The 24231-nt window shown below is 72.6% G+C and carries 23 protein-coding genes and 1 tRNA gene; 12 read left to right on the plus strand and 12 right to left on the minus strand.

Features of this window, described 5'->3' with window-relative positions:
- The first annotated feature begins 204 nt into the window (after positions 1-204).
- Positions 205-2025 (plus strand): tetratricopeptide repeat protein, encoded by a 1821-nt coding sequence (locus tag ACJ9NR_RS26135; RefSeq protein ID WP_412493364.1) that lies wholly within the window; start codon positions 205-207, stop codon positions 2023-2025.
- A 109-nt stretch (positions 2026-2134) separates the two neighbouring features.
- Positions 2135-2208 (plus strand) — tRNA-Met (locus ACJ9NR_RS26140).
- Positions 2209-2365: 157 nt separating this feature from the next.
- Here ACJ9NR_RS26140 and ACJ9NR_RS26145 read toward each other — a convergent pair.
- The 3 genes from ACJ9NR_RS26145 to hisN all read right to left on the minus strand — a co-directional run bounded on the left by ACJ9NR_RS26145 (position 2366) and on the right by hisN (position 4304).
- The gene (locus tag ACJ9NR_RS26145; RefSeq protein ID WP_412493365.1) at positions 2366-2782 is read right to left on the minus strand and encodes a Fur family transcriptional regulator; all 417 of its coding nucleotides are present in this window, start codon (positions 2780-2782) and stop codon (positions 2366-2368) included.
- A gap of 131 nt (positions 2783-2913) precedes the next feature.
- Positions 2914-3306: a CBS domain-containing protein gene (locus ACJ9NR_RS26150; RefSeq protein WP_412493366.1), complete on the minus strand. Its 393-nt coding sequence runs from the start codon at positions 3304-3306 to the stop codon at positions 2914-2916.
- A 197-nt stretch (positions 3307-3503) separates the two neighbouring features.
- Positions 3504-4304 (minus strand): histidinol-phosphatase, encoded by an 801-nt coding sequence (hisN, locus tag ACJ9NR_RS26155; protein WP_412493367.1) that lies wholly within the window; start codon positions 4302-4304, stop codon positions 3504-3506.
- A 308-nt stretch (positions 4305-4612) separates the two neighbouring features.
- On the opposite strand from hisN, the gene ACJ9NR_RS26160 reads away from it, so the two are divergent.
- A complete protein-coding gene (locus ACJ9NR_RS26160) occupies positions 4613-5218 on the plus strand; it encodes a TetR/AcrR family transcriptional regulator (protein ID WP_412493529.1) in 606 nt (201 codons plus the stop codon).
- Between the two features lie 383 nt (positions 5219-5601).
- On the opposite strand, the gene ACJ9NR_RS26165 is transcribed toward ACJ9NR_RS26160, so the two are convergent.
- The 4 genes from ACJ9NR_RS26165 to ACJ9NR_RS26180 form a co-directional block, all read right to left on the minus strand.
- A complete protein-coding gene (locus ACJ9NR_RS26165; RefSeq protein WP_412493368.1) occupies positions 5602-5925 on the minus strand; it encodes a DMT family transporter in 324 nt (107 codons plus the stop codon).
- Positions 5926-6044: 119 nt separating this feature from the next.
- Positions 6045-7058, minus strand: a complete 1014-nt coding sequence (gene rsgA, locus ACJ9NR_RS26170; protein ID WP_412493369.1) for a ribosome small subunit-dependent GTPase A — start codon at positions 7056-7058, stop codon at positions 6045-6047.
- Positions 7059-7070: 12 nt separating this feature from the next.
- The gene (gene aroA, locus ACJ9NR_RS26175) at positions 7071-8387 is read right to left on the minus strand and encodes a 3-phosphoshikimate 1-carboxyvinyltransferase (RefSeq protein ID WP_412493370.1); all 1317 of its coding nucleotides are present in this window, start codon (positions 8385-8387) and stop codon (positions 7071-7073) included.
- 121 nt (positions 8388-8508) lie between these two features.
- Positions 8509-9228 (minus strand): M50 family metallopeptidase, encoded by a 720-nt coding sequence (locus tag ACJ9NR_RS26180; RefSeq protein ID WP_412493371.1) that lies wholly within the window; start codon positions 9226-9228, stop codon positions 8509-8511.
- A gap of 124 nt (positions 9229-9352) precedes the next feature.
- On the opposite strand from ACJ9NR_RS26180, the gene ACJ9NR_RS26185 reads away from it, so the two are divergent.
- The 8 genes from ACJ9NR_RS26185 (at position 9353) to def (ending at position 16622) form a co-directional block, all read left to right on the plus strand.
- Positions 9353-10165 (plus strand): SOS response-associated peptidase, encoded by an 813-nt coding sequence (locus ACJ9NR_RS26185; protein ID WP_412493372.1) that lies wholly within the window; start codon positions 9353-9355, stop codon positions 10163-10165.
- Between the two features lie 22 nt (positions 10166-10187).
- Positions 10188-10817, plus strand: coding sequence for an alpha/beta hydrolase family protein (locus ACJ9NR_RS26190; RefSeq protein ID WP_412493530.1), 630 nt, complete (start codon positions 10188-10190; stop codon positions 10815-10817).
- Between the two features lie 257 nt (positions 10818-11074).
- Positions 11075-11758 (plus strand): RNA polymerase sigma factor SigR, encoded by a 684-nt coding sequence (sigR, locus tag ACJ9NR_RS26195; RefSeq protein WP_058923321.1) that lies wholly within the window; start codon positions 11075-11077, stop codon positions 11756-11758.
- A complete protein-coding gene (rsrA, locus tag ACJ9NR_RS26200; RefSeq protein WP_412493373.1) occupies positions 11755-12057 on the plus strand; it encodes a mycothiol system anti-sigma-R factor in 303 nt (100 codons plus the stop codon). The genes sigR and rsrA overlap by 4 nt, the downstream gene beginning before the upstream one ends.
- A 152-nt stretch (positions 12058-12209) precedes the next feature.
- Positions 12210-13517 (plus strand): HD-GYP domain-containing protein, encoded by a 1308-nt coding sequence (locus tag ACJ9NR_RS26205; RefSeq protein WP_412493374.1) that lies wholly within the window; start codon positions 12210-12212, stop codon positions 13515-13517.
- A complete protein-coding gene (locus tag ACJ9NR_RS26210; RefSeq protein WP_412493375.1) occupies positions 13514-14755 on the plus strand; it encodes an HD-GYP domain-containing protein in 1242 nt (413 codons plus the stop codon). Before ACJ9NR_RS26205 ends, ACJ9NR_RS26210 begins: the two co-directional genes overlap by 4 nt.
- Positions 14756-14863: 108 nt before the next feature.
- Positions 14864-15844, plus strand: coding sequence for a tetratricopeptide repeat protein (locus ACJ9NR_RS26215; RefSeq protein WP_412493376.1), 981 nt, complete (start codon positions 14864-14866; stop codon positions 15842-15844).
- Between the two features lie 127 nt (positions 15845-15971).
- On the plus strand, positions 15972-16622 hold the full coding sequence (gene def, locus ACJ9NR_RS26220; protein WP_412493377.1) for a peptide deformylase: 651 nt from the start codon (positions 15972-15974) through the stop codon (positions 16620-16622).
- Positions 16623-16636: 14 nt separating this feature from the next.
- On the opposite strand, the gene ACJ9NR_RS26225 is transcribed toward def, so the two are convergent.
- Positions 16637-17602 (minus strand): GlxA family transcriptional regulator, encoded by a 966-nt coding sequence (locus tag ACJ9NR_RS26225; protein WP_412493378.1) that lies wholly within the window; start codon positions 17600-17602, stop codon positions 16637-16639.
- 93 nt (positions 17603-17695) lie between these two features.
- Between ACJ9NR_RS26225 and ACJ9NR_RS26230 the strand changes: the two genes are divergently transcribed.
- Positions 17696-17920 carry a hypothetical protein gene (locus tag ACJ9NR_RS26230; RefSeq protein WP_412493379.1) on the plus strand — a complete coding sequence of 75 codons (225 nt, stop codon included), beginning with the start codon at positions 17696-17698 and terminating at the stop codon, positions 17918-17920.
- Here ACJ9NR_RS26230 and ACJ9NR_RS26235 read toward each other — a convergent pair.
- The 4 genes from ACJ9NR_RS26235 to ACJ9NR_RS26250 all read right to left on the minus strand — a co-directional run bounded on the left by ACJ9NR_RS26235 (position 17887) and on the right by ACJ9NR_RS26250 (position 24162).
- On the minus strand, positions 17887-18366 hold the full coding sequence (locus ACJ9NR_RS26235; RefSeq protein ID WP_412493380.1) for a hypothetical protein: 480 nt from the start codon (positions 18364-18366) through the stop codon (positions 17887-17889). The genes ACJ9NR_RS26230 and ACJ9NR_RS26235 overlap by 34 nt on opposite strands.
- Positions 18367-18466: 100 nt before the next feature.
- Positions 18467-20518, minus strand: coding sequence for a putative Ig domain-containing protein (locus ACJ9NR_RS26240; RefSeq protein WP_412493381.1), 2052 nt, complete (start codon positions 20516-20518; stop codon positions 18467-18469).
- 270 nt (positions 20519-20788) lie between these two features.
- On the minus strand, positions 20789-21745 hold the full coding sequence (locus ACJ9NR_RS26245; protein ID WP_412493531.1) for a ribonucleotide-diphosphate reductase subunit beta: 957 nt from the start codon (positions 21743-21745) through the stop codon (positions 20789-20791).
- 53 nt (positions 21746-21798) lie between these two features.
- Positions 21799-24162 (minus strand): ribonucleoside-diphosphate reductase subunit alpha, encoded by a 2364-nt coding sequence (locus ACJ9NR_RS26250; RefSeq protein ID WP_412493382.1) that lies wholly within the window; start codon positions 24160-24162, stop codon positions 21799-21801.
- Positions 24163-24231: the final 69 nt, after the last annotated feature.

A 24231-nucleotide genomic window follows, 5' to 3' on the forward strand; every position in this document is an offset into this window, starting at 1 on the left:
GGAAAATCGAAGGCCCGGATCCGTCAGGATCCGGGCCTTCGTGATGTGCGAACGCATGTGCCGGTGCGCAGAACGGCCATGCCGCCTCGGGGAGTTGGGTGATCTGTGTTTGACTTGTCTCTCTGTGGGCATGTCGACAAAACGCTGAAGTGACCTCACTGGCTGCGGTATACCAGGTGTACCCGGGTTGCAGGTGGTGCGACGATGGACGTTATGGGGGACAAGGCAACTCTGTTCGAGACAGGGCGATTTGTGCAGCCTTCCGAACCGGACGAAGCCGGAGAGGTGGCTGAGGAGGCCGTCGAGGAAGTTCGTCAGCGGCTCGCCGCCGAGGCCGGCGACGTCGAGGCGATGAGCGTTCTCGGGGCCATGCTGCTGCGCCGCGGAGATCTCGACGGAGCCGAGTCCCACCTGCGCGCCGCCACCGCAGCGGGCGACCGCGCGGCCGCGAACAACCTGGGAGTCCTCCTGCACCAGCGCGGGTACGCCGACGAGGCCGCCGGCTGGTGGCGGATCGCCGCCGTCGCCGGATCCGCGGCGGCCGCCCACGCGCTGGGCCGCCACCACCGCGAGCGCGGGGACGAGCCCGCCGCCGAGTACTGGCTGCGCCAGTCCGCCGAGCAGGGACACGCCCTGGGCGCCTACGCGCTGGCGGATCTGCTGGAGCACCGCGGGGACGCCGGGGCCGAGGGATGGATGCGCACCGCCGCCGAGCACGGGCACCGCGAGGCGGCCTACCGGCTGGCGCGCGCGATCGATCGCCGGGCGGCGCGCGAGGGCGAGGGCGGGGGTGACAACGGTGTCGAACTGCTGGCCGAGGCCGAGCGGTTCTACCGCCAGGCCGCCGCGCGCGGACACCGGCGGGCCGCGCTGCACCTCGGGGCGATCCTGGAGCGGCGCGGCGAGCTGAGGGAGGCCGGCCGCTGGTACCTGACGTCCGCGAAGGACGGGGAGGCGCGGGCCGCCTGCGCGCTCGGCTTCCTGCTGCGCGACGCCGGGGACACCGAGAGCGCCGCCGTGTGGTGGCTCAGGGCCGCCCAGGACGGCGACGGCAACGCCGCCAACGCGCTCGGCGCGCTGCACGCCGAGCGCGGCGAGACGCAGACCGCCGAGCGCTGGTACCGGGCGGCGATGGACGCCGGTGACGACAACGGCGCGTACAACCTCGGGCTGCTCTGCGCCGCGCAGAAACGGACCGCCCAGGCCGAGCAGTGGTACCGCCGGGCCGCGTACGCCGGGCACCGCGAGGCGGCCAACGCGCTCGCCATCCTGCTGCTCCAGGGCGGGGACGCCACCGGTGCCGAGCCGTGGTTCTCCAAGGCCGCCGAGGCCGGGAGCGTGGACGCGGCGTTCAACCTGGGCATCCTGCACGCCGGACGCGGCACGGACGAGGACGCCGCCACCGCCCTGCAGTGGTACGAGCGGGCCGCGGCGGCCGGGCACACGGAGGCGGCGCTCCAGGTCGGCATCGCCCGGCTGCGGGAGGGGGACGAGCAGGCGGCGGAGCGGCATCTGCGGTGTGCGGCGGGAGGCGGCAGCGCGGAGGCCGCGTACCGGCTGGCGACCGTGCTGGACGCCCGGCGGCCGCCCGAGCCCGCCCACGAGCTCGGAGAGCCCGCGCACGCGCGTACCGAGTGCGAGGAATGGTACGAGCGGGCGGCATCCCAGGGGCACCGGCGCGCGCAGGTGCGGGTCGGGATGCTGGCCGCCGCCCGCGGCGACGTGGTGGAGGCGGCCCGCTGGTACCGCACGGCCGCCGAGGCCGGATCGCGCAACGGCGCCTTCAACCTGGGGCTGCTGCTGGCCCGTGAGGGCAGCGAGCCCGAGGCCGCGGTGTGGTGGACCCGGGCCGCCGACGCCGGTCACGGGCGGGCGGCGCTGCGCCTGGCCCTGGTCTACGCGCGTCGTGGCGAGCTGGCCGAGGGGCAGCGCTGGGCGGACCGCGCGGTCACGCTGGGGCCGGCGGAGGTCTCGGAGCGTGCGGCGCGGCTGCGGGACGCGCTGCGCGAGGAACTGTCGGCCTGACGGCTCCGCCGGGAAGAGCCGCGATCCGGGGGTGCGCCGCGGTGTCCGGGTCCGCGGTCGTGAGGATTTGCCTCTGACCACGTCCTTGACGTAACGTTGCGTTCACCGACGCGGGGTGGAGCAGCTCGGTAGCTCGCTGGGCTCATAACCCAGAGGTCGCAGGTTCAAATCCTGTCCCCGCTACTGAAGGCCGAGGGCCGGAATCCAGAAATGGGTTCCGGCCCTCGGTGCGTTCATGCATGGGTGTGTTCATGCCCGGGTGGGTTCATGCATGGGCGCGCTCGCGCATGGGTGGCGTTCGTGCTCAGGGCGCGCAGTGGACGCGTGGCCGCGGGCCTTCTCAGGCCTTCGCGCAGTCCGGGCAGACACCGCGGTACGTCACCTCGACGTCCGAGACCGCGAAGCCGAAGCGCTCCGAGTCGGGGAGGTCGGCGAGCGGGTTGCCGCCCGGGTGGACGTCGCGGATCGCGCCGCAGCGGGCGCAGACCAGGTGGTGGTGCGGCCGGTGCGCGTTCGGGTCGTAGCGCTTGGCGCGCTTGTCGGTGGAGACCTCGAGGACCTCGCCGAGGGAGACCAGCTCGCCCAGCGTGTTGTAGACGGTCGCCCGGGAGATCTCGGGGAGCTTCACGACGGCCCTGGTGTGGACCTCGTCGGCCGTCAGATGGACGTGATCGCCGTCGAGAACCTCGGCCACGACGCGTCGCTGCGCGGTCATCCGCCATCCGCGTCCGCGCAGCCGTTCCAGAAGGTCGCTCATGACGTCAAGCCTAACAGCAGGGGGACCATTTCCCGAATGGGTGTGACTTTGGATCTCATCTCGAATTGGACTTGGTCCAACCCGGGGTGAGCCTGGTCGCGACCTGATCGGAACCGGGTCCCCCTGCCCGGTCAGGCGGGCACGTGCTGCCGGACCGGCGCCCAGCAGCGGATGATGTCGCGGACGGAGACGATTCCGGTGCACTCGCCGCGGTCGAGGACGATGAGGTGGCGGAATCCGCCGTGGGTCATGGCGTGGGCCGCCTCCTCCAGCGTCCAGGACGGGGCGGCGAAGACGACGTCGGTGGTGGTGTGGGCGTGCGCGCGTTCGCTGTCGGGGTCCTGGCCGAGGCCGACGGAGTTGAGGATGTCACGTTCGGTGAGGATCCCGATGCCGCCTGCGTCGGGATCGAGGACCACGGCCGCGCCGACCTTGCGGGCGGACATCAGGGCGGCGGCCTGGCGGAGGGTGTGGGCAGGGCCGATGGTGAGGACCACCGTGCTCATGGCGTCGCGGACGAGCATGGACTGGAGCCACCTCCTAGGGAATCCCCGGTGACCGACGGATCTTCGTCCGTTGGTTCAGGCCCGGCGCCGGAGGCGCCTATGAGGCACTGCACAAGTTCACAAGATGGGGGGACTCTCAGAGTCGCAGGTAAAGCACGGGTCAACAAGAGGGCGCGTGCGTCCAGTTCAGGGCGTGCGGAGTGACCTCGCGCTTCTCAGTAGCGCTGATTGAGATACCCCAGCAACTCGTCGTGCAGCAGGCCGTTCGACGCGGCCGCGTTGCCGCTGTGCGGGCCCGGGCGGCCGTCGAGGCCGGTGAAGGAGCCGCCCGCCTCGGTGACGACGATGGCGTTGGCGGCCATGTCCCAGAGGGAGAGTTCCGGTTCCGCGCAGATGTCGACCGAGCCCTCGGCGACCATCATGTACGGCCAGAAGTCGCCGTACGCACGCGTGCGCCACACCTCGCGGGACAGGTCCAGGAAGCCGCTGAGCCGGCCCTGGTCCTCCCAGCCGGTCAGCGAGGAGTACGCGAAGGAGGCGTCGGTCAGCTTCGAGACACGGGAGACGTGCAGGCGGGAGGCCGAGGAGAGGCTGCGGCCGGAGAACGCGCCATGCCCCTTCGCGGCCCACCAGCGGCGGCTGAGCGCGGGGGCGGAGACGACGCCGACGACGGGCTGGAAGCCGCTCTCGCCCGCCTCCATCAGGGAGATCAGCGTGGCCCAGACCGGGACGCCGCGCACGTAGTTCTTGGTGCCGTCGATCGGGTCGACCACCCACCGGCGCGGACCGGTCCCCTCCAGGCCGTACTCCTCGCCGAGGACCGCGTCGCGGGGGCGGGCGCGTTGGAGCTGGCCGCGGATGAGCTCCTCCGCCGCCTTGTCCGCCTCGCTCACCGGCGTCATGTCCGGCTTGGTCTCGACCTTGAGGTCGAGGGCCTTGAATCGGTCCATGGTCGCCGCGTCGGCGGCGTCCGCGAGGACGTGGGCGAAACGGAGGTCGTCGAGGTAGTCCGGCATGGAACGAACGCTATCGGCCGAGATCGGCACGGGGCCAGCGGGCCGTGCTTACGGTTTGGCGGCACCTCCTCGGCACCTCCTCGGCACCTCCTCGGAGCCTCCGGGCGGCCCACTGCACCTCCGAGCCGCCGTACCGCCCCTCCGCGCCGCACCCCTGCCGCACCTCCGCCGTGCCCTGCGGCACCCCGACGGCATCCGGACGGCACACAGTGGCCGAAGGGCGCCCCCGCGCACCCTCGCGAACCCTTGACAGTGCCCCGGGGCGCGTCAAATCTGGGCGCAGAGCCGCTCGCCCCAGGGAGGCGATGATGCCTGCAGCGCGGGAATCCCTACTGGACGCCGCGTACACGGCGCTGGCGCGCCGACCGTGGTCCGCCGTGCGGATGGTCGACGTGGCCGCGGTGGCGGGGGTCTCCCGCCAGACGCTCTACAACGAGTTCGGCAGCAAGGAGGGCCTGGCCCGGGCGCTGGTCCGAAGGGAGGCGGACGCGTATCTCGCCGGCGTCGAGCGCGCGCTCGCCACGCACAGCGACGCCCGGGAGCGGCTGACCGCGACCGCCGAGTGGACCGCCTCCGCCGCCCGCGACAACGCACTGGTACGCGCCATGCTGACCGGCTGCTGGAGCGAGCGCCTGCCCTCGCCGACGCTGTCCGCGGTCCCCTCCTCCTCGGCGGTGCCGGCGCAGCGGCGGGCGGACGGTCCGCTGCCGTCGCCGGGCGACTTCGTGGCGATGGTCCGCGACCGGGCGGTGGCCGTGCTGTCGGGGCCCGGGGCGCTCAGGTCGGACACGGCCGACCTGGCCCGCTGCTGTGAGCTGGTGGTGCGCATCGCCCTGTCCTGCGTGGCGGCCCCGCCGGGAGAGGGCGGCGTCGCCGACCTGATCCGTACGGCGCTGCCCCGGCAGGCTGTGTGACCGGTCGCCGGGCGGGGCTGCTGATGAATGCGGCCCCGCCCGGCCCCGGGGCCGGGGGCGACGGGCGACGGGCGACGGGCGACTCCGGCGTACGGCGGGGCACCCGGGGCCGCAGCCATCAGCCGCTCCGCTGCTCCGTGCTGCTCCGACCCGTCGCGCTGCTCCGACCCGGCACGACGGCGCCGCGGCCGTCCGCAGGCACATCACGGCGCCTCCTCCGGCCGCGACGGCACACCACGGCACATCTCCTCCGGCCGCGTCGGCAGACGACGGCACTACCGGCCCGCGACGGCACCACGGCACATCCCCCGGCCGCAACCCCACACCACGACATACCGCGTCACACCACACCACGCCACCCCTCCGCACTCCCGGCCGAGCGTTCAGTGCGCCGAACCCGAGAGCTGCAGGCCGATCACGCCGACGATGACCAGGCTGATCGAGACGATCTTGAGGGTGGAGACCAGGTCGCCGAGGAAGATCATGCCGTAGACGGCGGTGCCCGCCGCGCCGATGCCGGTCCACACGGCGTAGGCGGGGCCGACGTCGAGTTTTCTCAGGGAGAGGGTCAGCAGGCCGAAGCTGCCGAGCGCGAAGGTGCAGAACGCGATCGTCGGCCACAGCCGTGTGAACCCGTGCGAGAGCTTGAGGCACACGGCGAACCCGGTCTCGAGCAACCCGGCCACCACCACCAGCAGCCACGCCATGCGCTGTCCTCCCGTAGGTCCGGCTGGGTGCGATTATGCACTTACCGGACCCGCGTGGACGCAAACAACGTGGTGTTCACGCACGGGCGGACAGTGCGCGCGATCCCGGCCGCCGCGGATCAGTCGCCCTCCCGGCGCTCCCGGGTGGCCAGCAGCCGGCGCAGCGAGTACAGCCGGGCCGGGTCCGCGTGGCCCTCGGCCACCCACGCGTCCAGCGCGCAGTCCGGTTCGTCGTGGCTGCATGCTCGCGGGCAGCCGGCCGTGCCCGGCTCGAGGTCCGGGAAGGCGTGGATGACGCGGGAGGGATCGACGTGGGCGAGGCCGAAGGACCGTACGCCGGGGGTGTCGATCACCCAGCCCTCCTCGTCTCCGCCCAGGGGCAGCGCCAGCGCCGACGTCGTGGTGTGGCGGCCGCGGCCCGTCACCGCGTTCACGTGGCCGGTCAGCCGGCGCCGGTCCCGGGGGACCAGCGCGTTCACGAGCGTCGTCTTGCCGACGCCGGAGTGACCGACGAACGCCGTGACCAGACCGCCGAGCTGCTCGCGCACGCGGTCCGCCGCGTCGCCGTTCTCCAGCTCCTCGCGGCTGGTGACGACGTAGGGGATGTCGAGGTCGCCGTAGAGCTCGAGGAGCTTGTCGGGCGGGGCGAGGTCCGACTTGGTCATGACCAGCAGCGGGTCCAGGCCGCCGTCGTACGCCGCGACCAGGCAGCGGTCGATGAGGCGCGGGCGGGGCTCGGGGTCGGCGAGGGCGGTGACGACGGCGAGCTGGTCGGCGTTGGCCACGACCACGCGCTCGTAGGGGTCGTCGTCGTCCGCCGTGCGGCGCAGCACCGAGCCGCGCTCCTCGATGCGGACGATGCGCGCGAGGGTGTCCTTCCTGCCGGACAGGTCGCCGACCAGGGCCACCCGGTCGCCGACCACCGCCGCCTTGCGGCCGAGTTCGCGGGCCTTCATCGCCAGCACGACCCGGTCCTCGACCAGGCAGGTCAGCCGGCCCCGGTCGACGGTGAGGACCATGCCCTCGGCCGCGTCCTCGTGCTTGGGGCGGATGTTGGTGCGCGGCCGGTTGCCCTTGCGGTTCGGGCGGCTGCGGATGTCGTCCTCGTCGGTGTGCTTGCCGTAGCGGCGCATGTCCCTACGCCCCTACGCCCCGAGCATCCCGGTCCACAGCTCGGGGAACTCCGGCAGGGTCTTCGCCGTCGTCGCGACGTTCTCGATCTGCACGCCCTCGACCGCCAGGCCGATGATCGCGCCGGCGGTCGCCATGCGGTGGTCCTCGTAGGTGTGGAAGATGCCGCCGTGCAGGCGGCGCGGGCGGATCAGCAGGCCGTCGGCGGTCTCGGTGACGTCGCCGCCGAGCTCGTTGATCTCCTTGGTGAGCGCGGCCAGGCGGTCCGTCTCGTGCAGCCGCAGATGGGCCACGCCGCGGAGGGTGGAGGGGGAGTCCGCGAGCGCCGCGACCGCCGCGACGCCCGGGGTCAGCTCGCCGACCTCGCCCAGGTCCACGTCGATACCGCGGACCGCACCCGAACCGGTGAACTCCAGCCCGTACTCGGTGAGTTCGCAGGAACCGCCCATTTCGGTGAAGATCTCCCGCAGCTTGTCGCCCGGCTGGGTGGTGCGGGCCGGCCAGTCGGGGATCACCACCCTGCCGCCGGTCACCAGCGCGGCGGCCAGGAAGGGCTGGGCGTTGGACAGGTCGGGCTCGATGGTCAGGTCGCGGCCGAGCAGCGCGCCCGGCGTCACCCGCCACACGTTCGGTTCCCCGCCCGACTCCGGGGTGTCCACCTGGGCGCCGACCGCGCGCAGCATGTCGACGGTCATCCGGATGTGCGGGAGCGAGGGCAGCGAGGAGCCGGTGTGGCGGACCTCCACGCCCTGGTTGAAGCGCGGGCCCGAGAGCAGCAGGGCCGAGACGAACTGGGACGAGGAGGACGCGTCGATGTCGACCGGGCCGCCGTCCAGCGCGCCGCCGCCGTGCACCGTCAGCGGCAGTGCGCCACGGCCGTCGTCGTCGATCCGGGCGCCCAGCACGCGCAGGGCGTCGATCACGCCGTGCAGGGGACGTTCGTACGCCCTCGGGTCGCCGTCGAAACGGACCGGGCCGTCGGCGAGGGCGGAGACCGGGGGCAGGAAGCGCATCACGGTGCCCGCGTTGCCGACGTCGACCGTGGCCGGGCCGTGCAGGCCGGTGGGCAGCACCCGCCAGGTCTCACCGGTGCCGTCCGGGCCGACGCCCTCCACGATGTCGACACCCATGGCACGCAGGGCCCCGGCCATCAGCAGGGTGTCCCGGGAGCGCAGGGGGCGGCGCAGCCAGCCCGGCTCGCTCGCCAGGGCGGCGAGCACGAGGGCGCGGTTGGTGACGGACTTGGACCCCGGTACGTGGACCGTCGCGTCGACGGCCCCGCTCGCGTGGGGGGCGGGCCAGAGGGCGGTACGTGCGTCGTGTGGGGCCATGGGCCCACTTTATAAGGAGGCGGGGGGTCCGGTGCGGCGCCGCGGGCGCCGGCCGGTCCCCGCGGCGAAGCCGTTGACACCCCGCCCGGCGCCCCTGTGACCTGCGGCCCCGGGACCGCGGTCACACCTCGAGCAGCCAGCGTCCCCCGCCTATCAGCGAGCACAGCGACACCGCGTGGAAGAGGAAGAGCCACAGGCCGGCCGGTACGTGCGTCAGGCGTGAGAGCTGGTCCGCGTCCGAGTCCCCCGCGCCGCCCCGCGTCCGCTTCGCCTGCAGCTCGAAAGCCGGCCTCACCCCGCCCACCAGCAGGAACCACACCACCGCGTAGGCGAACGCCGCCTGCACCTGGGGGCCCGCCAGCCAGGACACCAGCAGGAAGGTGCCGCCGGTGATGATCACCGTCAGGGCGCCGTAGGCGTTGCGGATCATCACGAGCATCGCCACGAGCAGGACGGTCGCGAGCCACAGGAGCAGCGTGATGTGGCCGGCCGCGAGCAGGGCCGCGCCGCCGAGACCGAGGAGCGGGGGAGCGGTGTAGCCGGCCGCCGCGGTGAGGATCATGCCCAGCCCGTGCGGCTTGCCGCGGCTGAGGGTGAGGCCGCTGGTGTCGGAGTGCAGGCGTATGCCCGTGAGCTGGCGACCGGTGAGCAGAGCCGTCAGGCCGTGGCCGCCCTCGTGCGCGATGGTGATGGCGTTGCGCGAGAGGCGCCAGACGTTGTGCGGGACGGTCACGGCGAGTGCGGCGACCAGCGTCGCGATCACCACCCACAGATCGGGGTCCGGCTGGGTGCCGAAGACCCGGTCCCAGAGGGAGGCGAGGGAGGAGGCGGTGCTGTCCATCGGTGGCTTTGGCTCCCGTGGGTCGGATGGAGAGGGGCCGGCGCGCGGGCCCTTCGTCGGGGGTGCGGGCCCTTCGCCGGGGGGTGGTGGCCGGGTGACGGGCGGGCCTGGCAGTGTGGCACGTATGTGCGGACGGTATGCGGCGAGTCGTGGACCAGAGGATCTCGCAGGAATCTTTGAGATCCGGATGGAGCCCGAGGAGCCCCTGGCACCCGACTACAACGTGGCCCCCACCAAGGAGCTCTACGCCGTTCTCGACCGCCCTCTGAAGGACGTCGCGGACCCGCGGCCGGTTCGCCAGCTGCGCAGGCTCCGGTGGGGGCTGGTGCCGAGCTGGTCGAAGACGCCCGAGGGCGCCGCGCGGATGATCAACGCCCGTGCGGAGACCGTCCACGACAAGCCCTCCTACCGGCGGGCCTTCTCCTCCCGCCGCTGCCTCGTCCCCGCCGACGGCTACTACGAATGGGTCACCGGCACGCAGGAGCGGGACCTGGAGGTCGAGGGGAAGCGGAAACGGCCGCGCAAGCAGCCCTACTTCGTGCTGCCCGCCGACGGCTCGGTCTTCGCGATGGCCGGGCTGTACGAGTTCTGGCGGGACAGGACGCTGCCGGACGACCACCCGCGGGCCTGGTGGGTGACCTGTTGCGTCATCACCACGGAGGCGGAGACCACCCCGCTCGCCGCGGCCCCGGCCGAGGGACCGCGCACGCTGGCCGAGATCCACCCCCGGATGCCGCTGATGCTCACCCCGGACCGCTGGGACGCCTGGCTCGACCCCTCCCGCACGGACCCGGAGGAGCTGCGCGCGCTGCTGGCCCCGCCGCCGCCCGGCCTGATGCGCGCCTACCCGGTCTCCACGGCCGTCAGCAACGTCCGCAACAACGGCCCGGAGCTGCTCAAGGAGCTGGACGGGCCGGAAGAGGGCACACTTTTCTGACGTGACGACACAGAGCATGGGCATGGAGACCGAGAGCATCGGCACGGAGGCGGGCGACGCCCGCATCACCTGGCACCCGGCCCGGCAGGCACGGCTCGTGCTGGCCGTGGGCCACGGCGCCGGCGGCGGCATCGAGGCGCGGGACCTGCGGGCGCTGGCCCGGGTGCTGCCGCTGCACGGCGTGAGCGTCGCCCTGGTGGAGCAGCCCTGGCGGGTGGCAGGCAAGAAGGTGGCGCCCCCGCCGAAGACCCTGGACGCCGGCTGGCGCGGCGTCTGGCCCGCGCTGGCCCGCCCCGGCCTGCCGGTGGTCTCCGGCGGCCGCAGCGCCGGCGCGCGGGTCGCCTGCCGTACGGCCACCGAGCTCGGCGCGCACGCCGTGCTCGCCCTCGGCTTCCCGCTGCACCCGCCGGGCCGCCCGGAGCGGTCCCGCGCCGGGGAACTGCTCGGGTCCGGGGTGCCCACCCTGGTCGTACAGGGCGGGAACGACCCCTTCGGCAAGCCCGAGGAGTTCCCCGACGGGACGTACGAGCTGGCCGAGGTGCCGCACGGCGATCACGGCTTCGCGGTGCCGAAGAGGGCGGAGATCACTCAGGAAGAGGCCGTGGCGCTCGTCACGGACGCGGTCGTGAAGTGGACCGGGTCACTGGGATGACAGGCCGGGAATGATGCGGCCCGGGCCTCTGTTGTGCCGGACGTACGTGCTGAGTCACCAGCACCGACGCCGTGGGAGAGGAAGTCAGCCGCATGGGTTCGACGGTATGCCCGAGCCGCGACAGCCGCACTGACCTGGACTGGACGGTGCTGACTGCGGCCAAGACCACCCCGATTCGAGGGGCGGGCGGGACGGGTCGTCGTCTATCCTCCGATTCTGGTGGGACCGGTTTCGGCTCCGCCCGGAATCTTGAGGAGGTGGGTCCGGTCACTGGGATCGACGCAGGGACCGACAACGGCCAGGCGGAGCAGCCCGAGGGCCAGGGCGTCAGCGCCGAGTCGACCTCGGAGCGCAGCGCGCGCTTCGAGCGTGACGCGCTCGAATTCCTCGACCAGATGTACTCGGCCGCGCTGCGCATGACGCGCAACCCGGCGGATGCCGAGGACCTGGTGCAGGAGACGTACGCCAAGGCGTACGCGTCCTTCCACCAGTTCCGCGAGGGCACCAACCTGAAGGCGTGGCTGTACCGGATCCTGACGAACACCTTCATCAACTCGTACCGCAAGAAGCAGCGTGAACCCCAGCGCTCCGCGGCCGAGGAGATCGAGGACTGGCAGCTCGCCCGCGCCGAGTCGCACATGTCGACCGGTCTGCGCTCCGCGGAGTCGCAGGCGCTCGACCATCTGCCGGACTCCGACGTGAAGGAAGCCCTCCAGGCGATCCCCGAGGAATTCCGCATCGCCGTCTACCTCGCCGACGTAGAGGGCTTTGCCTACAAGGAGATCGCGGACATCATGGGGACACCCATCGGTACGGTGATGTCCCGGCTGCACCGGGGCCGCCGTCAACTGCGCGGCATGCTCGAGGACTACGCCCGTGAGCGCGGGCTGGTCCCGGCCGGTGCCGGAGAGTCGAACGAAGCGAAAGGCTCGGGCTCATGAGCTGCGGAGAGCCGCACGAGACGGACTGCAGTGAGGTCCTCGATCACCTCTACGAGTTCCTCGACAGTGAGATGCCGGAAGTCGATCGCGCCAAGTTCAAGCAGCACTTCAAGGAGTGCTCGCCGTGCCTGGAGAAGTACGGCCTGGAGCAGGCCGTGAAGAAGCTCGTGAAGCGGTGCTGCGGGCATGACGACGTGCCGACGGACCTGCGGTCCAAGGTCATGGGGCGGATCGAGCTGATCCGCTCCGGCCAGTCCGTCCCCGAGCACGACATCACCGCGACCCCGCAGGAGTCCTGAACTCCCGCCGGGCGCACGCCCCCTCGCGCCGGACACACCTGGAACGGGCCGCCGTCACCCGAACGTGCTAATCCACCGTTCCCGGCCCCGCGGCCCCCTCCGGCCGCCCTACGCTCCTCAGCCTGAGCAGCATCGGCCGGCGGAGGGGCGTGATGGAGGCGGTTCCGGCTCGGGCCCGTGCGTACGTGGCCTGCACGGTCCTCGGCGCCCTGCTGTGCCTGCTCCCGCTGCCCGGCACGCACACCCCCTGGTGGGCCGTCGCCCTGCTGGCCCTGCTGTACGCCTGCGGCGAGCGGGCCGCCGCCCGCCGGCACTTTGCCGGAACGTTCTACCCCGTGCTCCTCGCCGGGGCCTTCCTGCTGCCCCCGCCGGCCGCCGCCCTGGCCGCGCTGCCGGGCACGCTGCTCTCCCGGGTCCACCGGCGGCCGCGGCGGACGCGCCGGATCTGGCGGGCCGCACAGCTGGTCCTCGGGGTGTGGGCCGCGAGCCGGGTGCACTGGTCGCTGGGCGGGCGGGACGCGGTCGTGGCCTGCGACTTCCCGTACGCGCTGGTGCCCGCGGGCGCCGCCGTGCTGGCGTTCTGCCTGGTGCTGACCGCCCTGGACGGCGGGATCCGCGTGCTGGCGGAGGGGATGCCGCCGCGGCGGGCCTGGCGCGGCCTGTTCGTGCGGTCCCTCGCGCCGGTGGCCGTGCACGGGCTCGCCGGGCTGATGATGGCCGTGCTGTGGCGCAGCCCGTACGGCTGCGTCGCGGCGCTGCTGGTGCTGCTGCCGATGTGCGTGTCCTGGTGGGCGTTCGCGCAGTACCACCGTGAGCGCGCCGCCCACCAGGCCACCATCCGCGCGCTGGTGCAGGCCGTCGACATCAAGGACGAGTACACGCGCGGCCACAGCGAACGCGTCGGCCAGGCATCCATGATGATCGCGCGTGAACTCGGCCTGGACGAGGAGCGCACCGAGGTGCTGCGGTTCGCCGGGATCCTGCACGACGTGGGCAAACTCGGCGTCCCCACACGGCTGTTGCGCAAGGACGGACCGCTGACCCCCGAGGAGCGGCGGGTGATCGAGCTGCATCCCGAGTACGGCCACGAGATGGTGCGCGGAATCGGCTTCCTGGGCGAGGCCCGCGCCGCCGTCCTGCACCACCACGAGCGGCTGGACGGCAGCGGCTACCCCTACGGACTGGTCGGCGCGCAGATCCCGGAGTCCGCGCGGGTGGTGGCCGTGGCCGACGCCTTCGACGCGATGACGTCCACGCGCTCCTACCGGCGGGCCCGGCCCGTGCCGGCCGCGCTGGAGGAGCTCCAGCGGTGCGCCGGTTCCCAGTTCGACCCGCGGATGGTCACGGCACTGGTGCGCTCGCTCGGCCGCCACGGCTGGCATCCGGCGGTCACCGCGCAGGAACAGCCGCACGTCCCGGCGCCGGCCCCGCCCGCCGACCGCCCGAGAGCCCACCGATGAGCCCCCGTCCACCGCTGACGGTCCTCATCCACACCGCCGCCGCCCTCCTCGCCGCGGGCTCCCTCGCCGCCACCTGCCTCACCGGCCTCCAGGAGCGCCCGACCGCCCTGGCGTTCGGCGTGCTCGTCACCGTCGGCGAGCTCAGCCGGTGGACCGGCGCCCGGGTCAGGGAGGCCGCGCCGCTCGGGGCCGCCGGAGCCCTGTCGTACGCGCTGCTCGGAGAGGACGCCGGTCGGCCCACCCACCAGGGCGTCACCCAGGTCGTCGCCGTCGTCCTCGCCGCCGCCCTGCTCGGCGGCGTGCCGCACGTCGCACGCGGGCGGGGACCCGTGCTCGACCACCTCGCACGGCGTGTCCTCACCGTCGCGTTCGCCGCCGTCTGCTTCCAACCCCTCTACAGCCGGGGCGTGTTCGACGCCTGGCGGGGCCCGGCGTACGCGCTGCTGATCCTGGCCCTGCTCGCCCTGACCGCGCTGTGCGACGCCGTGCTCGCCGCCGCGCTCGCGCACGCCCGGACCCGATGGCCCTTCGGACCGCTGCTGCGGGACGAACTGCACGCCCTCCTCGGCATCGGCTCGGCCGTGTGCGCCACGGGCGCGGTGATGGCGCTCGCGGTCGCCGTCGCCGGGCTCTGGGCGCTGCCCGTGTTCTGTCTGCCGCTGCTGCTCACCCAGCTGTCCTTCCGCCGGTACGCCGCCGTGCGGAGCACCTACCGGCAGACCATCGCCTCGCTGGCCCGCGCCACCGAGATCGCCGGGTACACGCCCGCGGGGCACGCGCGGCGGGTGGCGGGCCTCAGCCGCGCCGTGGGGCGGGACCTGGGGCTGACCCGGCCCGAGCTGAGCGTGCTGGAGTACGCGGCGCTGATGCACGACATCGGCCAGCTCAGCCTGGTCGACCCGGTGCCGGCGGGCGCCACCGCGGTGCTGCCCGCGGCCGAGCAGCGCCGGATCGCCCTGCTCGGCGGGGCGGTGGTGCGCCAGACCGGGGTCGACTCCGCGGTCGCCGTGGTCGTCGAGCGGCAGGCCGACCCCTACCGGGAGCAGCCGGTCGCCGCGCGGATCGTGCGGGCGGTGAACGCCTACGAGGAGATGACGCGCGACGCCGGGCCCGGCGGGCCCCTCACGGCCCTGGAGGAACTGCGGCTCGCCACGGCCGAGGAGTACGCGCCCGACGTGGTGGAGTCGCTCGCCCGGGTCCTCGCAAGAGACAGTCTGACCTTGCCTTCGGCTGGGTAACCCATGGGTAATGAGCGGCCTTCCAGCCGTACGTGGTTGGATGCGAATGAGAGGGTGTCCGGGGGCAGCACCAGCCGGCCCACTCCAAGGAACTGGCAGGCGGGAATCGTGAGGATCTTCGGCAAGGGACGGCACCGGCCCTCCGCCTCCTGGCGGCAGGCCACGGACCGCGCGTTCACCCTGATCGGCGACGGCCGGTACGAGGACGCGGGCGCGCTGCTGACACGCGCCGCCGACCTGGAGCCCTGGCTGTCGGAGTCCTGGTTCAACCTCGCCCTGCTGCACAAGTTCCGGCACGACTGGGAGCAGGCCCGCGCGGCGGGGCTGCGCGCCGTGGCGCTGCTGGACCGGGAGACCGGGGCGCCCGACTGGTGGAACGTCGGCATCGCGGCCACCGCCCTGCAGGACTGGCCGCTGGCCCGGCGGGCCTGGCAGGCCTACGGGCTGCACGTGCCGGGCGGCGGCACCTCGACCGGTGAGCCCGTCGGCATGGACCTGGGCAGCGCGGCCGTACGGCTGTCTCCCGAGGGGGAGGCCGAGGTGGTGTGGGGCCGGCGGCTGGACCCCGCCCGCAGCGAGGTGCTGTCGATCCCGCTGCCGTCCTCCGGGCGGCGCTGGGGCGAGGTCGTCCTGCACGACGGGGTGCCGCACGGCGAGCGGACCACCGCGGCCGGGCACTCCTTCCCGGTCTTCGACGAGATCGAGCTGTGGGCGCCCTCGCCGGTGCCGACCTGGGTGGTGCTGCTGGAGGCCGCGACGGAGGCGGACCGGGACGCCCTGGAGCAGCTGGCGGCCGACGCGGGCTTCGCCGCGGAGGACTGGTCGTCGTCGGTGCGCCTGCTGTGCCGGATGTGTTCGGAGTCGCGTATGCCCTCGGACGAGGGCGACGGTGAGCATCTCGACCCGCACGACCACAGTGAGCCGGGGCATCCGGGACCGCTGGGGCACCGGACGGACGGGCAGTTGTGGGTGCCGGAGCGGGAATGCGGCGTCGCCGCGCCGGCCTCACTGGTGCGGGGGTTGCTGGACGGGTGGGTTGCCGACAGTCCTGACTCGCGGGACTGGCGGGATCTCGAGGAGGTCTGCTAGCGCCGTTGCCGGGTGCCGGTTTCGTCGTGGCTGGTCGCGCGGTTCCCCGGGCCCCTCGAGGGGGCGCTTCCCCTTACCCTGTATCAGCATCACACCCCTGTTTTTCCGAGGAAGGCTTACGTCGGTCATGGCGCAGCAGGACACCGATCAGCAGCACGCGGGCGTGCTCCCCGTGGACGACGAGGGTTTCGTCATCGACACGCAGGAGGCGGAGGAGCGCGAGGCCGCCTGGCGCGAGCGGGGCACCTCGCGGCCGATCACGGTCGTCGGCAATCCGGTGCTGCACAAGGAATGCAAGGACGTCACCGACTTCGGCCCCGAGCTCCAGCAGCTGGTGGCGGACATGTTCGCCTCGCAGCGCACCGCCGAGGGCGTGGGCCTGGCCGCCAACCAGATCGGCGTCGACCTGAAGGTCTTCGTCTACGACTGCGGCGACGACGAGGGCGTGCGGCACGTCGGTGTCGTCTGCAACCCCAGGCTGGTGGACCTGCCCGCGGAGAAGCGCCGGCTGGACGACAGCAACGAGGGCTGCCTGTCGGTGCCGACGGCGTACGCGCCGCTGGCCCGCCCGGACTACGCCGAGGTGACCGGGCAGGACGAGAAGGGCAACCCGGTCAGGGTCCGCGGCACCGGCTACTTCGCCCGCTGCCTGCAGCACGAGACCGACCACCTGTACGGCTACCTCTACATCGACCGCCTCTCCAAGCGCGAACGCAAGGACGCGCTGCGGCAGATGGCCGAGAACGAGCCGCGCTACCCCGTGGTCGCCAACGACTGACGGCGGCCACGCGGTCAGGCGACCGCCTCGGGGCCCCTGAACGTGCGCCGGTAGGCGTTCGGTGTGGTGCCGATCGCCTGTACGAACTGGTGGCGCAGCGCCGCCGCGTTGCCGAACCCGGCCCGCCCGGCGATCGCGTCCACCGTCTCGTCCGTCCCCTCCAGCAGCCGCTGGGCCAGCAGCACGCGCTGCCGCAGGATCCAGCGGTAGGGGGTGGTGCCCGTCTCCTGCTGGAAGCGGCGGGCGAAGGTGCGCGGGGACATGTGGGCGCGCTCGGCGAGCTGCTCGACCGTGACCTCCCGGTCGAGGTGCCGCTCCATCCACACCAGCACCTCGGCGACGGTGTCGCCGTGCGACCGGGGCAGCGGGCGCTCGATGTACTGCGCCTGCCCGCCGTCCCGGTGCGGCGGCACCACCATGCGCCGGGCGATCTTGTTGGCGACCTCCGGGCCCTGCTCCTTGCGCACGATGTGCAGACAGGCGTCGATGCCGGCGGCGGTGCCCGCGGAGGTGATCACCGGGTCCTCGTCGACGTAGAGGACGTCGGGCTCGACGGTCAGCCGCGGGTACGCCCGGGCCAGCTCGTCCGCGTGGTGCCAGTGGACGGCGCAGCGGCGGTCGTCGAGCAGCCCGGCCGCGGCGAGCACGAAGACGCCCGAGCAGACGCTGAGCACCCGGGCACCGCGCTCGACCCCGCGGCGCAGGGCGTCGAGCAGCTCGGGCGGGAACGGCCGGCTCTCGTAGTGGGCGCCGGCCGGCACGGCGATCAGATCGGCCTCCTCCAGCCGCTCCGGGCCGTGCGCGACGTTCATGGAGAAGCCCGCACGGGTGCTCAGCACCGGCCCCTCGGCCGAGGCGACGGCGAAGTCGTACACGGGCAGTCCGTCGTCGCTGCGGTCGATGCCGAACACCTCGCAGACGACGGCCAGTTCGAAGGGGTTCACGCCGTCGAGGACGGCGGCGGCGACGTTCTGCAGCATCTGCCCAGTGTGCCTCGCGGTTGGCAGTAAATCGAGGGTCCACGGCAGTCCTGCCACTGTTTGTAAGGAGTGAACGGCGCGACAGTGGTGTCCATGGATACGGCACACATCGAGGGACTGATCGGAATGCTGACCGTTCTCGGAATCCTCGTCCTGATGGTTCTCCCGTCGGTGATCGGCATCGCGCGCGACCGTCGCACCGACCGGCAGATCCGCGAGGCCGAGCGGGCCCGCCGCGAGGCGGAGGCGCCCGGGCCGGCCGGGCGCCCCGTCCGCCGGCAGCGCTACCTCACCACCACGGTGACCCACCACTCCTGAAGGCCCAGGCAGGACACCCGGCCGGTCTGCGCGGCGCACAGCGGCCGGGTGGACTGCAGCCGGGCCTTGCCCGGCGACACGGCCTTGTAGGCGGCGCTCGCGTCGCCGGGCTGCAGGACGAAGCCGCTGTTGGTGGCCTGGAGGCCCGAGCCCTTGACGGTGACCGGCTTCCAGGGCCGCTTGGCCGTGCCGTCCAGGCTGATGCGGACCGTCCCGCCCACCGCCAGGCACACGGTGCGGCCGCTGTCGCGCACGGAGAGCGCGGACGCCGGCGCACATCCCGTGGGGCTGCTCGTCGGGCCGCTCGCCGGACTCGTCGTGGGGGTGGGGGAGGACGACACGCTGCTGCTGCCGCCCTTGCCGCTGCCGGACTGGCCGCCGCAGCCGGCGAGGACGAGAGTGAGCCCGACGAGGGCGAGGGCCGTGTGGGGGATCGTTCGACGCATGGGGACCTCCTCTCCCCTCTGACGTGTCACCGGCCCGCCCGGATCCACGCCCGGGCCCCGGCCGCGAAGGCGGCGGCCGGGGCCCGGGGTGCTGGGTCGGTCAGCTCGTCGTGACGGCGGTGTCGTCGACGACGAAGCTGGTCTGCAGGGAGGAGTCCTCGGCACCGCTGAACTTCAGGGTGACGGTCGAGCCCGCGTACGAGGACAGGTCGAAGGACTTGTGGGTGTAGCCGGAGGCGGCGTCGAGGTTGGAGTACGTCGCCAGGGTCTTGGATCCGGCGGTGACCGTCAGCTTGTCGTAGGCGGTGCTGCTGGTGGTCTCCGAGGAGTCGATGTGCAGGTAGAAGGTGAGGGTGGCCGTGCAGCCGGCCGGGACGGTCACCGACTGCGAGAGGGTGTCGGTGTGGGTGGTGCCGTAGCCGTCGAGCCAGGCGTAGTACGAACCGCCGTGGGCGGCCTCCCCGGTGTCGTTGGTGATGACGCCGCTGGTCGCGCTCCAGCCGGTGGAGCCCGACTCGAAGCCGGGGTTGGCCAGCAGCTGCGCCGCGGTGCAGGTGCCGCCGCCCGAGGTGCTGACCGTCCAGCTGAAAGAGGCCGAGCCCGAGGCGCCGGTGCTGTCCTTCGCGGTGACGGTGACCTGGTAGGTGCCCGCGGTGGACGCCGTGCCGGAGATCACGCCGGTCGAGCTGTTGATCGACAGGCCCGTGGGCAGGCCGGAGGCGCTGTAGGTGAGCGCGGCGCCGGCGCTGTCGCTCGCGCTGATCTGCAGGCTGACCGGGCTGCCGGTCGCGGTGGACTGGCTGCCCGGGTCGGTGACGGTCACCGTGTTGCCGGTGCTGCCGCCGGTGGTGAAGGCGGTGGTGCCGTCGGGGGTGCCCCAGCCGGTCGGGCCGTCGTAGCCGGCCCTCGCGGTGCAGAAGTACGACGTGGAGCAGGAGCCGTTGTTGCCGCTGGTGACGTCGTACAGGTTGCCCGTGTGGCTGTAGGGGTACTTCGCCGGGTAGTCACCTGAGCCCGGCGTGCCGGCCAGCGCGTACACGCCGGCGATGATCGGCGCCGACGCGCTCGTGCCGCCGTAGACGGCCCAGCCGGAGCCGCCGTAGGTGTCGTACACCGCCACACCGGTGGCCGGGTCGGCGACGGCGGAGACGTCGGCCTCCATGCGCTTGCCGCAGCCGGTGTCGGTCTGCCAGCTCGGCTTGGGGTCGTAGGCGGAGCAGCCGGAGCCGGTGCCCTCGGTGGAGCTGGTCTTCCACACGGACTCGGTCCAGCCGCGGGAGTTGGCGGCGGTGGACAGCGCCGTGCCGCCGACCGCGGTCACGTACTGCGAGGTCGCCGGGTACTCGGCGCCGTAGGCGGAGTCACCGGAGCTCACCGTGATCGCGACACCCGGGTGCTTGAAGTACGACGTGTCCTCGCTGGTCTGGGACGACGACTCGCTGCCGCCCCAGCTGTTGGACACGACCTTGGCGCCGAGCGCGACGGCCTCGTTCTCGGCGGTGCCGAGGTCGGAGTCGGTGGCGGAGTTCGCCTCGACCAGAACGATGTGGCAGTTCGGGCAGACGGCGCTGACCATGTCGAGGTCCAGTGCCTCCTCGCCCGCCCAGCCCGTGTCGTTCGTCGGCAGCGAGGTGGTGGAGCCGGTCTGGCTGACCTGCTTGAAGCAGCCGTTGGCCTTGGTGCAGGAGGACAGTCCGTACTGCGAGCGGTAGGTCGCCAGGTCCGACTCGGCGTTGGGGTCGTTGTAGGCGTCGACGACGGCGACCGTCAGGCCCGACCCGCCCGTCGAGGGCAGGTTGTAGGCGCTGTGCAGGTTGGCCGGGCTGAGCCCGGAGGGGGCGGCCGCGGCGAGCGCGGAGGCCAGCCGCTGCTTGATGTCGGTGCGGCGCTGGGCGAAGCAGGACGCGTGACCGGGCCGCGCCGTGGCGCACAGATGGGTGGTCGGCACCTTCTGGCCGGCCTTGCCGGTCGGGTGGAAGGTCTGCCGGGCGGGGGAGGTGAGGGCGTGCGCGTTCTGTGTGACGGGGGAGGTGTGCGAGACCGCGGGCGCCGCGTGCGCCGGTGCCGCGACGAGTCCGGCGAGGCCGAGGGCGAGGGCGGGTATGGCGGTGGTCAGGAGTCTTCGCAGGCTCCGTCTGGGCTTCTCACGCATGGGGGTACTGCCTCCATCGGTGGGGTCTCAGGCAGGCCCAGTGACGCGCGTAGCGGCGGCAGAGTGCGCGGTCATGAGCATGACATTTCGAACACCCTGCAATGCCGTTGAACATGACATGAACAGGACGGCCAGAACCTAACCGGGGCGGGGGAGGCGGGAGAAGGAGCGGCGTCAGGAATTTGCCGGTCCATAGAAGGTCCATAGAAGATCCATGGACGACCCGTGAACGGCCCATGGACCCTCCATGGGCCGTCCTGGGGAATGGCGTCAGAAGTCCTCGTCGAGGTCGACCGTGCCCTCCACGGCCACCTGGTACGCCGACGGGCGCCGCTCGAAGAAGTTGGTCAGCTCCTGCACGCCCTGCAACTCCATGAAGGAGAACGGGTTCTCCGAGCCGTACACCGGGGCGAAGCCGAGGCGACTCAGGCGCTGGTCGGCGACGCACTGCAGGTACTCGCGCATGGAGTCGGTGTTCATGCCGGGCAGGCCGTCACCGCACAGGTCGCGGGCGAACTGCAGCTCCGCCTCGACGGCCTCGCGCAGCATGTCCGTCACCTGCTGCCGGAGCCCGTCGTCGAAGAGGTCCGGCTCCTCCTTGCGGACGGTGTCGACCACGTCGAAGGCGAAGGACATGTGCATCGTCTCGTCGCGGAAGACCCAGTTGGTGCCGGTGGCGAGGCCGTGCAGCAGGCCGCGGCCGCGGAACCAGTAGACGTAGGCGAAGGCGCCGTAGAAGAACAGCCCCTCGATGCAGGCGGCGAAGCAGATCAGGTTGAGCAGGAAGCGGCGGCGGTCGGCCTTCGACTCCAGGCGGTCCAGATTCTCCACCGAGTCCATCCACCGGAAGCAGAACCCGGCCTTCTCGCGGATGGAGGGGATGTTCTCGACCGCCGCGAAGGCCGCCGCGCGGTCCTGGGGATCGGGGAGGTAGGTGTCCAGGAGTGTCAGGTAGAACTGGACGTGCACGGCCTCCTCGAAGAGCTGGCGGCTCAGATAGAGCCTCGCCTCGGGGGAGTTGATGTGCTTGTAGAGGGTCAGCACCAGGTTGTTCGCCACGATCGAGTCGCCCGTCGCGAAGAAGGCGACCAGGCGGCCGATCAGATGCTGCTCGGCGGGGCTGAGCCTGGCGAGGTCGGCGACGTCCGAGTGCAGGTCGACCTCCTCCACGGTCCAGGTGTTCTTGATGGCGTCCCGGTAGCGCTCGTAGAAGTCGGGGTAGCGCATGGGACGCAGCGTCAGCTCGAAGCCGGGGTCGAGCAGGTTCTTGGGACGGGTGGTCACTGGCAGGCCTCGCAGGACTCGGGGTTTTCCAGGGAGCAGGCGACGGCCTCGGGGTCGGCCGCCTGCTGGACGGGGACGGTGGCCCGTGCGGCGCGCGCGATCCGGGTCGCCGGGCGCGAGCGCAGGTAGTACGTCGTCTTCAGCCCCTGCTTCCAGGCGTAGGCGTACATCGAGGAGAGCTTGCCGATGGTCGGCGTCTCCATGAAGAGGTTCAGGGACTGGGACTGGTCCAGGTACGGGGTGCGGGCCGCGGCCATGTCGATCAGGCCGCGCTGCGGGATCTCCCACGCCGTGCGGTACAGGCGCCGTACGTCCTCGGGGATCCAGGCGAAGTCCTGCACCGAGCCGCCGGCCTCGCGCAGCGCCTCCCGGGTGCGGGCGTCCCAGACGCCGAGCTCCTTCAGGTCGTTCACCAGGTACGAGTTGACCTGCAGGAACTCACCGGACAGGGTCTCGCGCTTGAAGAGGTTGGAGACCTGCGGCTCGATGCACTCGTAGGCGCCGGCGATCGACGCGATGGTGGCGGTCGGCGCGATGGCGAGCAGCAGGGAGTTGCGCAGGCCGACGGCGGCGATACGGTCGCGCAGCGCGGCCCAGCGCTCCGGCCAGGTGTGCTCGACGCCGTAGTGGTCGGGGTGCAGGACGCCGCGGGCGGTACGGGTCCGCTGCCAGGCCGGCAGCGGGCCGTTGCGCTCGGCGAGGTCGGCGGAGGTCTCGTAGGCGGCGAGCATGACGCGTTCGGCGATGCGGGTGGAGAGGGCCTGCGCCTCGGGGGAGTCGAAGGGCAGCCGCAGCTTGAAGAAGACGTCCTGCAGGCCCATCACGCCGAGTCCGACGGGACGCCAGCGCGCGTTGGACCGGCCCGCCTGCTCGGTGGGGTAGTAGTTGATGTCGACCACGCGGTCCAGGAAGGTGACGGCCGTGCGGACGGTCTCGTCCAGGCGCTCCCAGTCCAGGTCACCGCCCTGCACGAAGGCGCCCAGGTTCACCGAGCCGAGGTTGCAGACCGCCGTCTCGCCGTCGTCGGTGACCTCCAGGATCTCCGTGCAGAGGTTGGAGGAGTGCACGACGCGGCCCGGCTCGGCGGTCTGGTTGGCGGTGCGGTTCGCGGCGTCCTTGAAGGTCATCCAGCCGTTGCCGGTCTGGGCGAGCGTACGCATCATGCGGCCGTAGAGCTCGCGGGCCGGGACGGTTCTGCGCGCCAGGCCCGCGGCCTCCGCCGCGCGGTACGCGGCGTCGAACTCCTCGCCCCACAGGTCGACCAGTTCGGGCGCGTCCGCCGGGGAGAACAGCGACCACCGCGCGTCGGCGTCCACCCGGCGCATGAACTCGTCCGGGATCCAGTGGGCGAGGTTGAGGTTGTGCGTACGGCGGGCCTCCTCACCGGTGTTGTCGCGCAGCTCCAGGAACTCCTCGATGTCCGAGTGCCAGGTCTCCAGGTAGACCGCGGCCGCGCCCTTGCGCCGGCCGCCCTGGTTCACGGCCGCGACCGAGGCGTCCAGGGTCTTCAGGAACGGGACGATGCCGTTGGAGTGCCCGTTGGTGCCGCGGATCAGCGAACCCCGGGCGCGGATGCGGGAGTACGACAGGCCGATGCCGCCGGCGTGCTTCGAGAGGCGGGCGACCTGGTGGTAGCGGTCATAGATGGAGTCCAGCTCGTCGCGGGGGGAGTCCAGGAGGTAGCAGGACGACATCTGGGGGTGGCGCGTACCGGAGTTGAACAGCGTGGGGGAGGAGGGAAGGTAGTCGAGGCGGCTCATCAGGCGGTAGAGGGCGGCGACCTCGCCGACCGAGCGCGCGGTGTCGTCCTCGGCGAGACCGGCGGCGACGCGCAGCATGAAGTGCTGGGGCGTCTCGATGACCTTGCGGGTGATCGGGTGCCGCAGCAGGTAGCGGCTGTGGAGGGTGCGCAGGCCGAAGTAGCCGAAGCGGTCGTCGGCGCCGGTGTCGACGAGGGCGTCGAGCCGCCCCGCGTGGAGCCGGACGAACTCGGCCGTGCGGTCGGCGATGAGCCCCTCGCGGTGGCCGACCGCGACCGATTCGGTGAAGCACGTCACGCCCTGCGAGGCGGCCTCCGCGGTGATGCCGGCCGTCAGCAGGCGCGCGGCCAGCCGCGAGTAGGCGGGGTCCTCCGAGATGAGGCCGGCGGCCGCCTCCGTGGCCAGCTCGCGCAGTTGTGTCCCGTCCGCCCCCGCCGAACGTCCGCGCAGCGCCGCGGCGGCGACCCGGCCGGCGTCGGCGCCGGGGAGGTCGCCGGTCAGTTCGGTCAGGGTCCGCAGCAGTGCGGCCCCGGGACCGTCCTCGGCGGACGACGGCGTGGACGGTGTCGCTGAGGCCGGTTCGGCTGGCGCGATGCTCACGTGGGGCTCTCCCTCGCTCGGCACGGGGGCCTTGCGGAGGGCAGGGGGCAGCCACGAGCGCACGACGGC

Origin of the sequence: Streptomyces sediminimaris, from assembly GCF_047049295.1 — a bacterium.
GTDB lineage: Bacteria > Actinomycetota > Actinomycetes > Streptomycetales > Streptomycetaceae > Streptomyces > Streptomyces sediminimaris.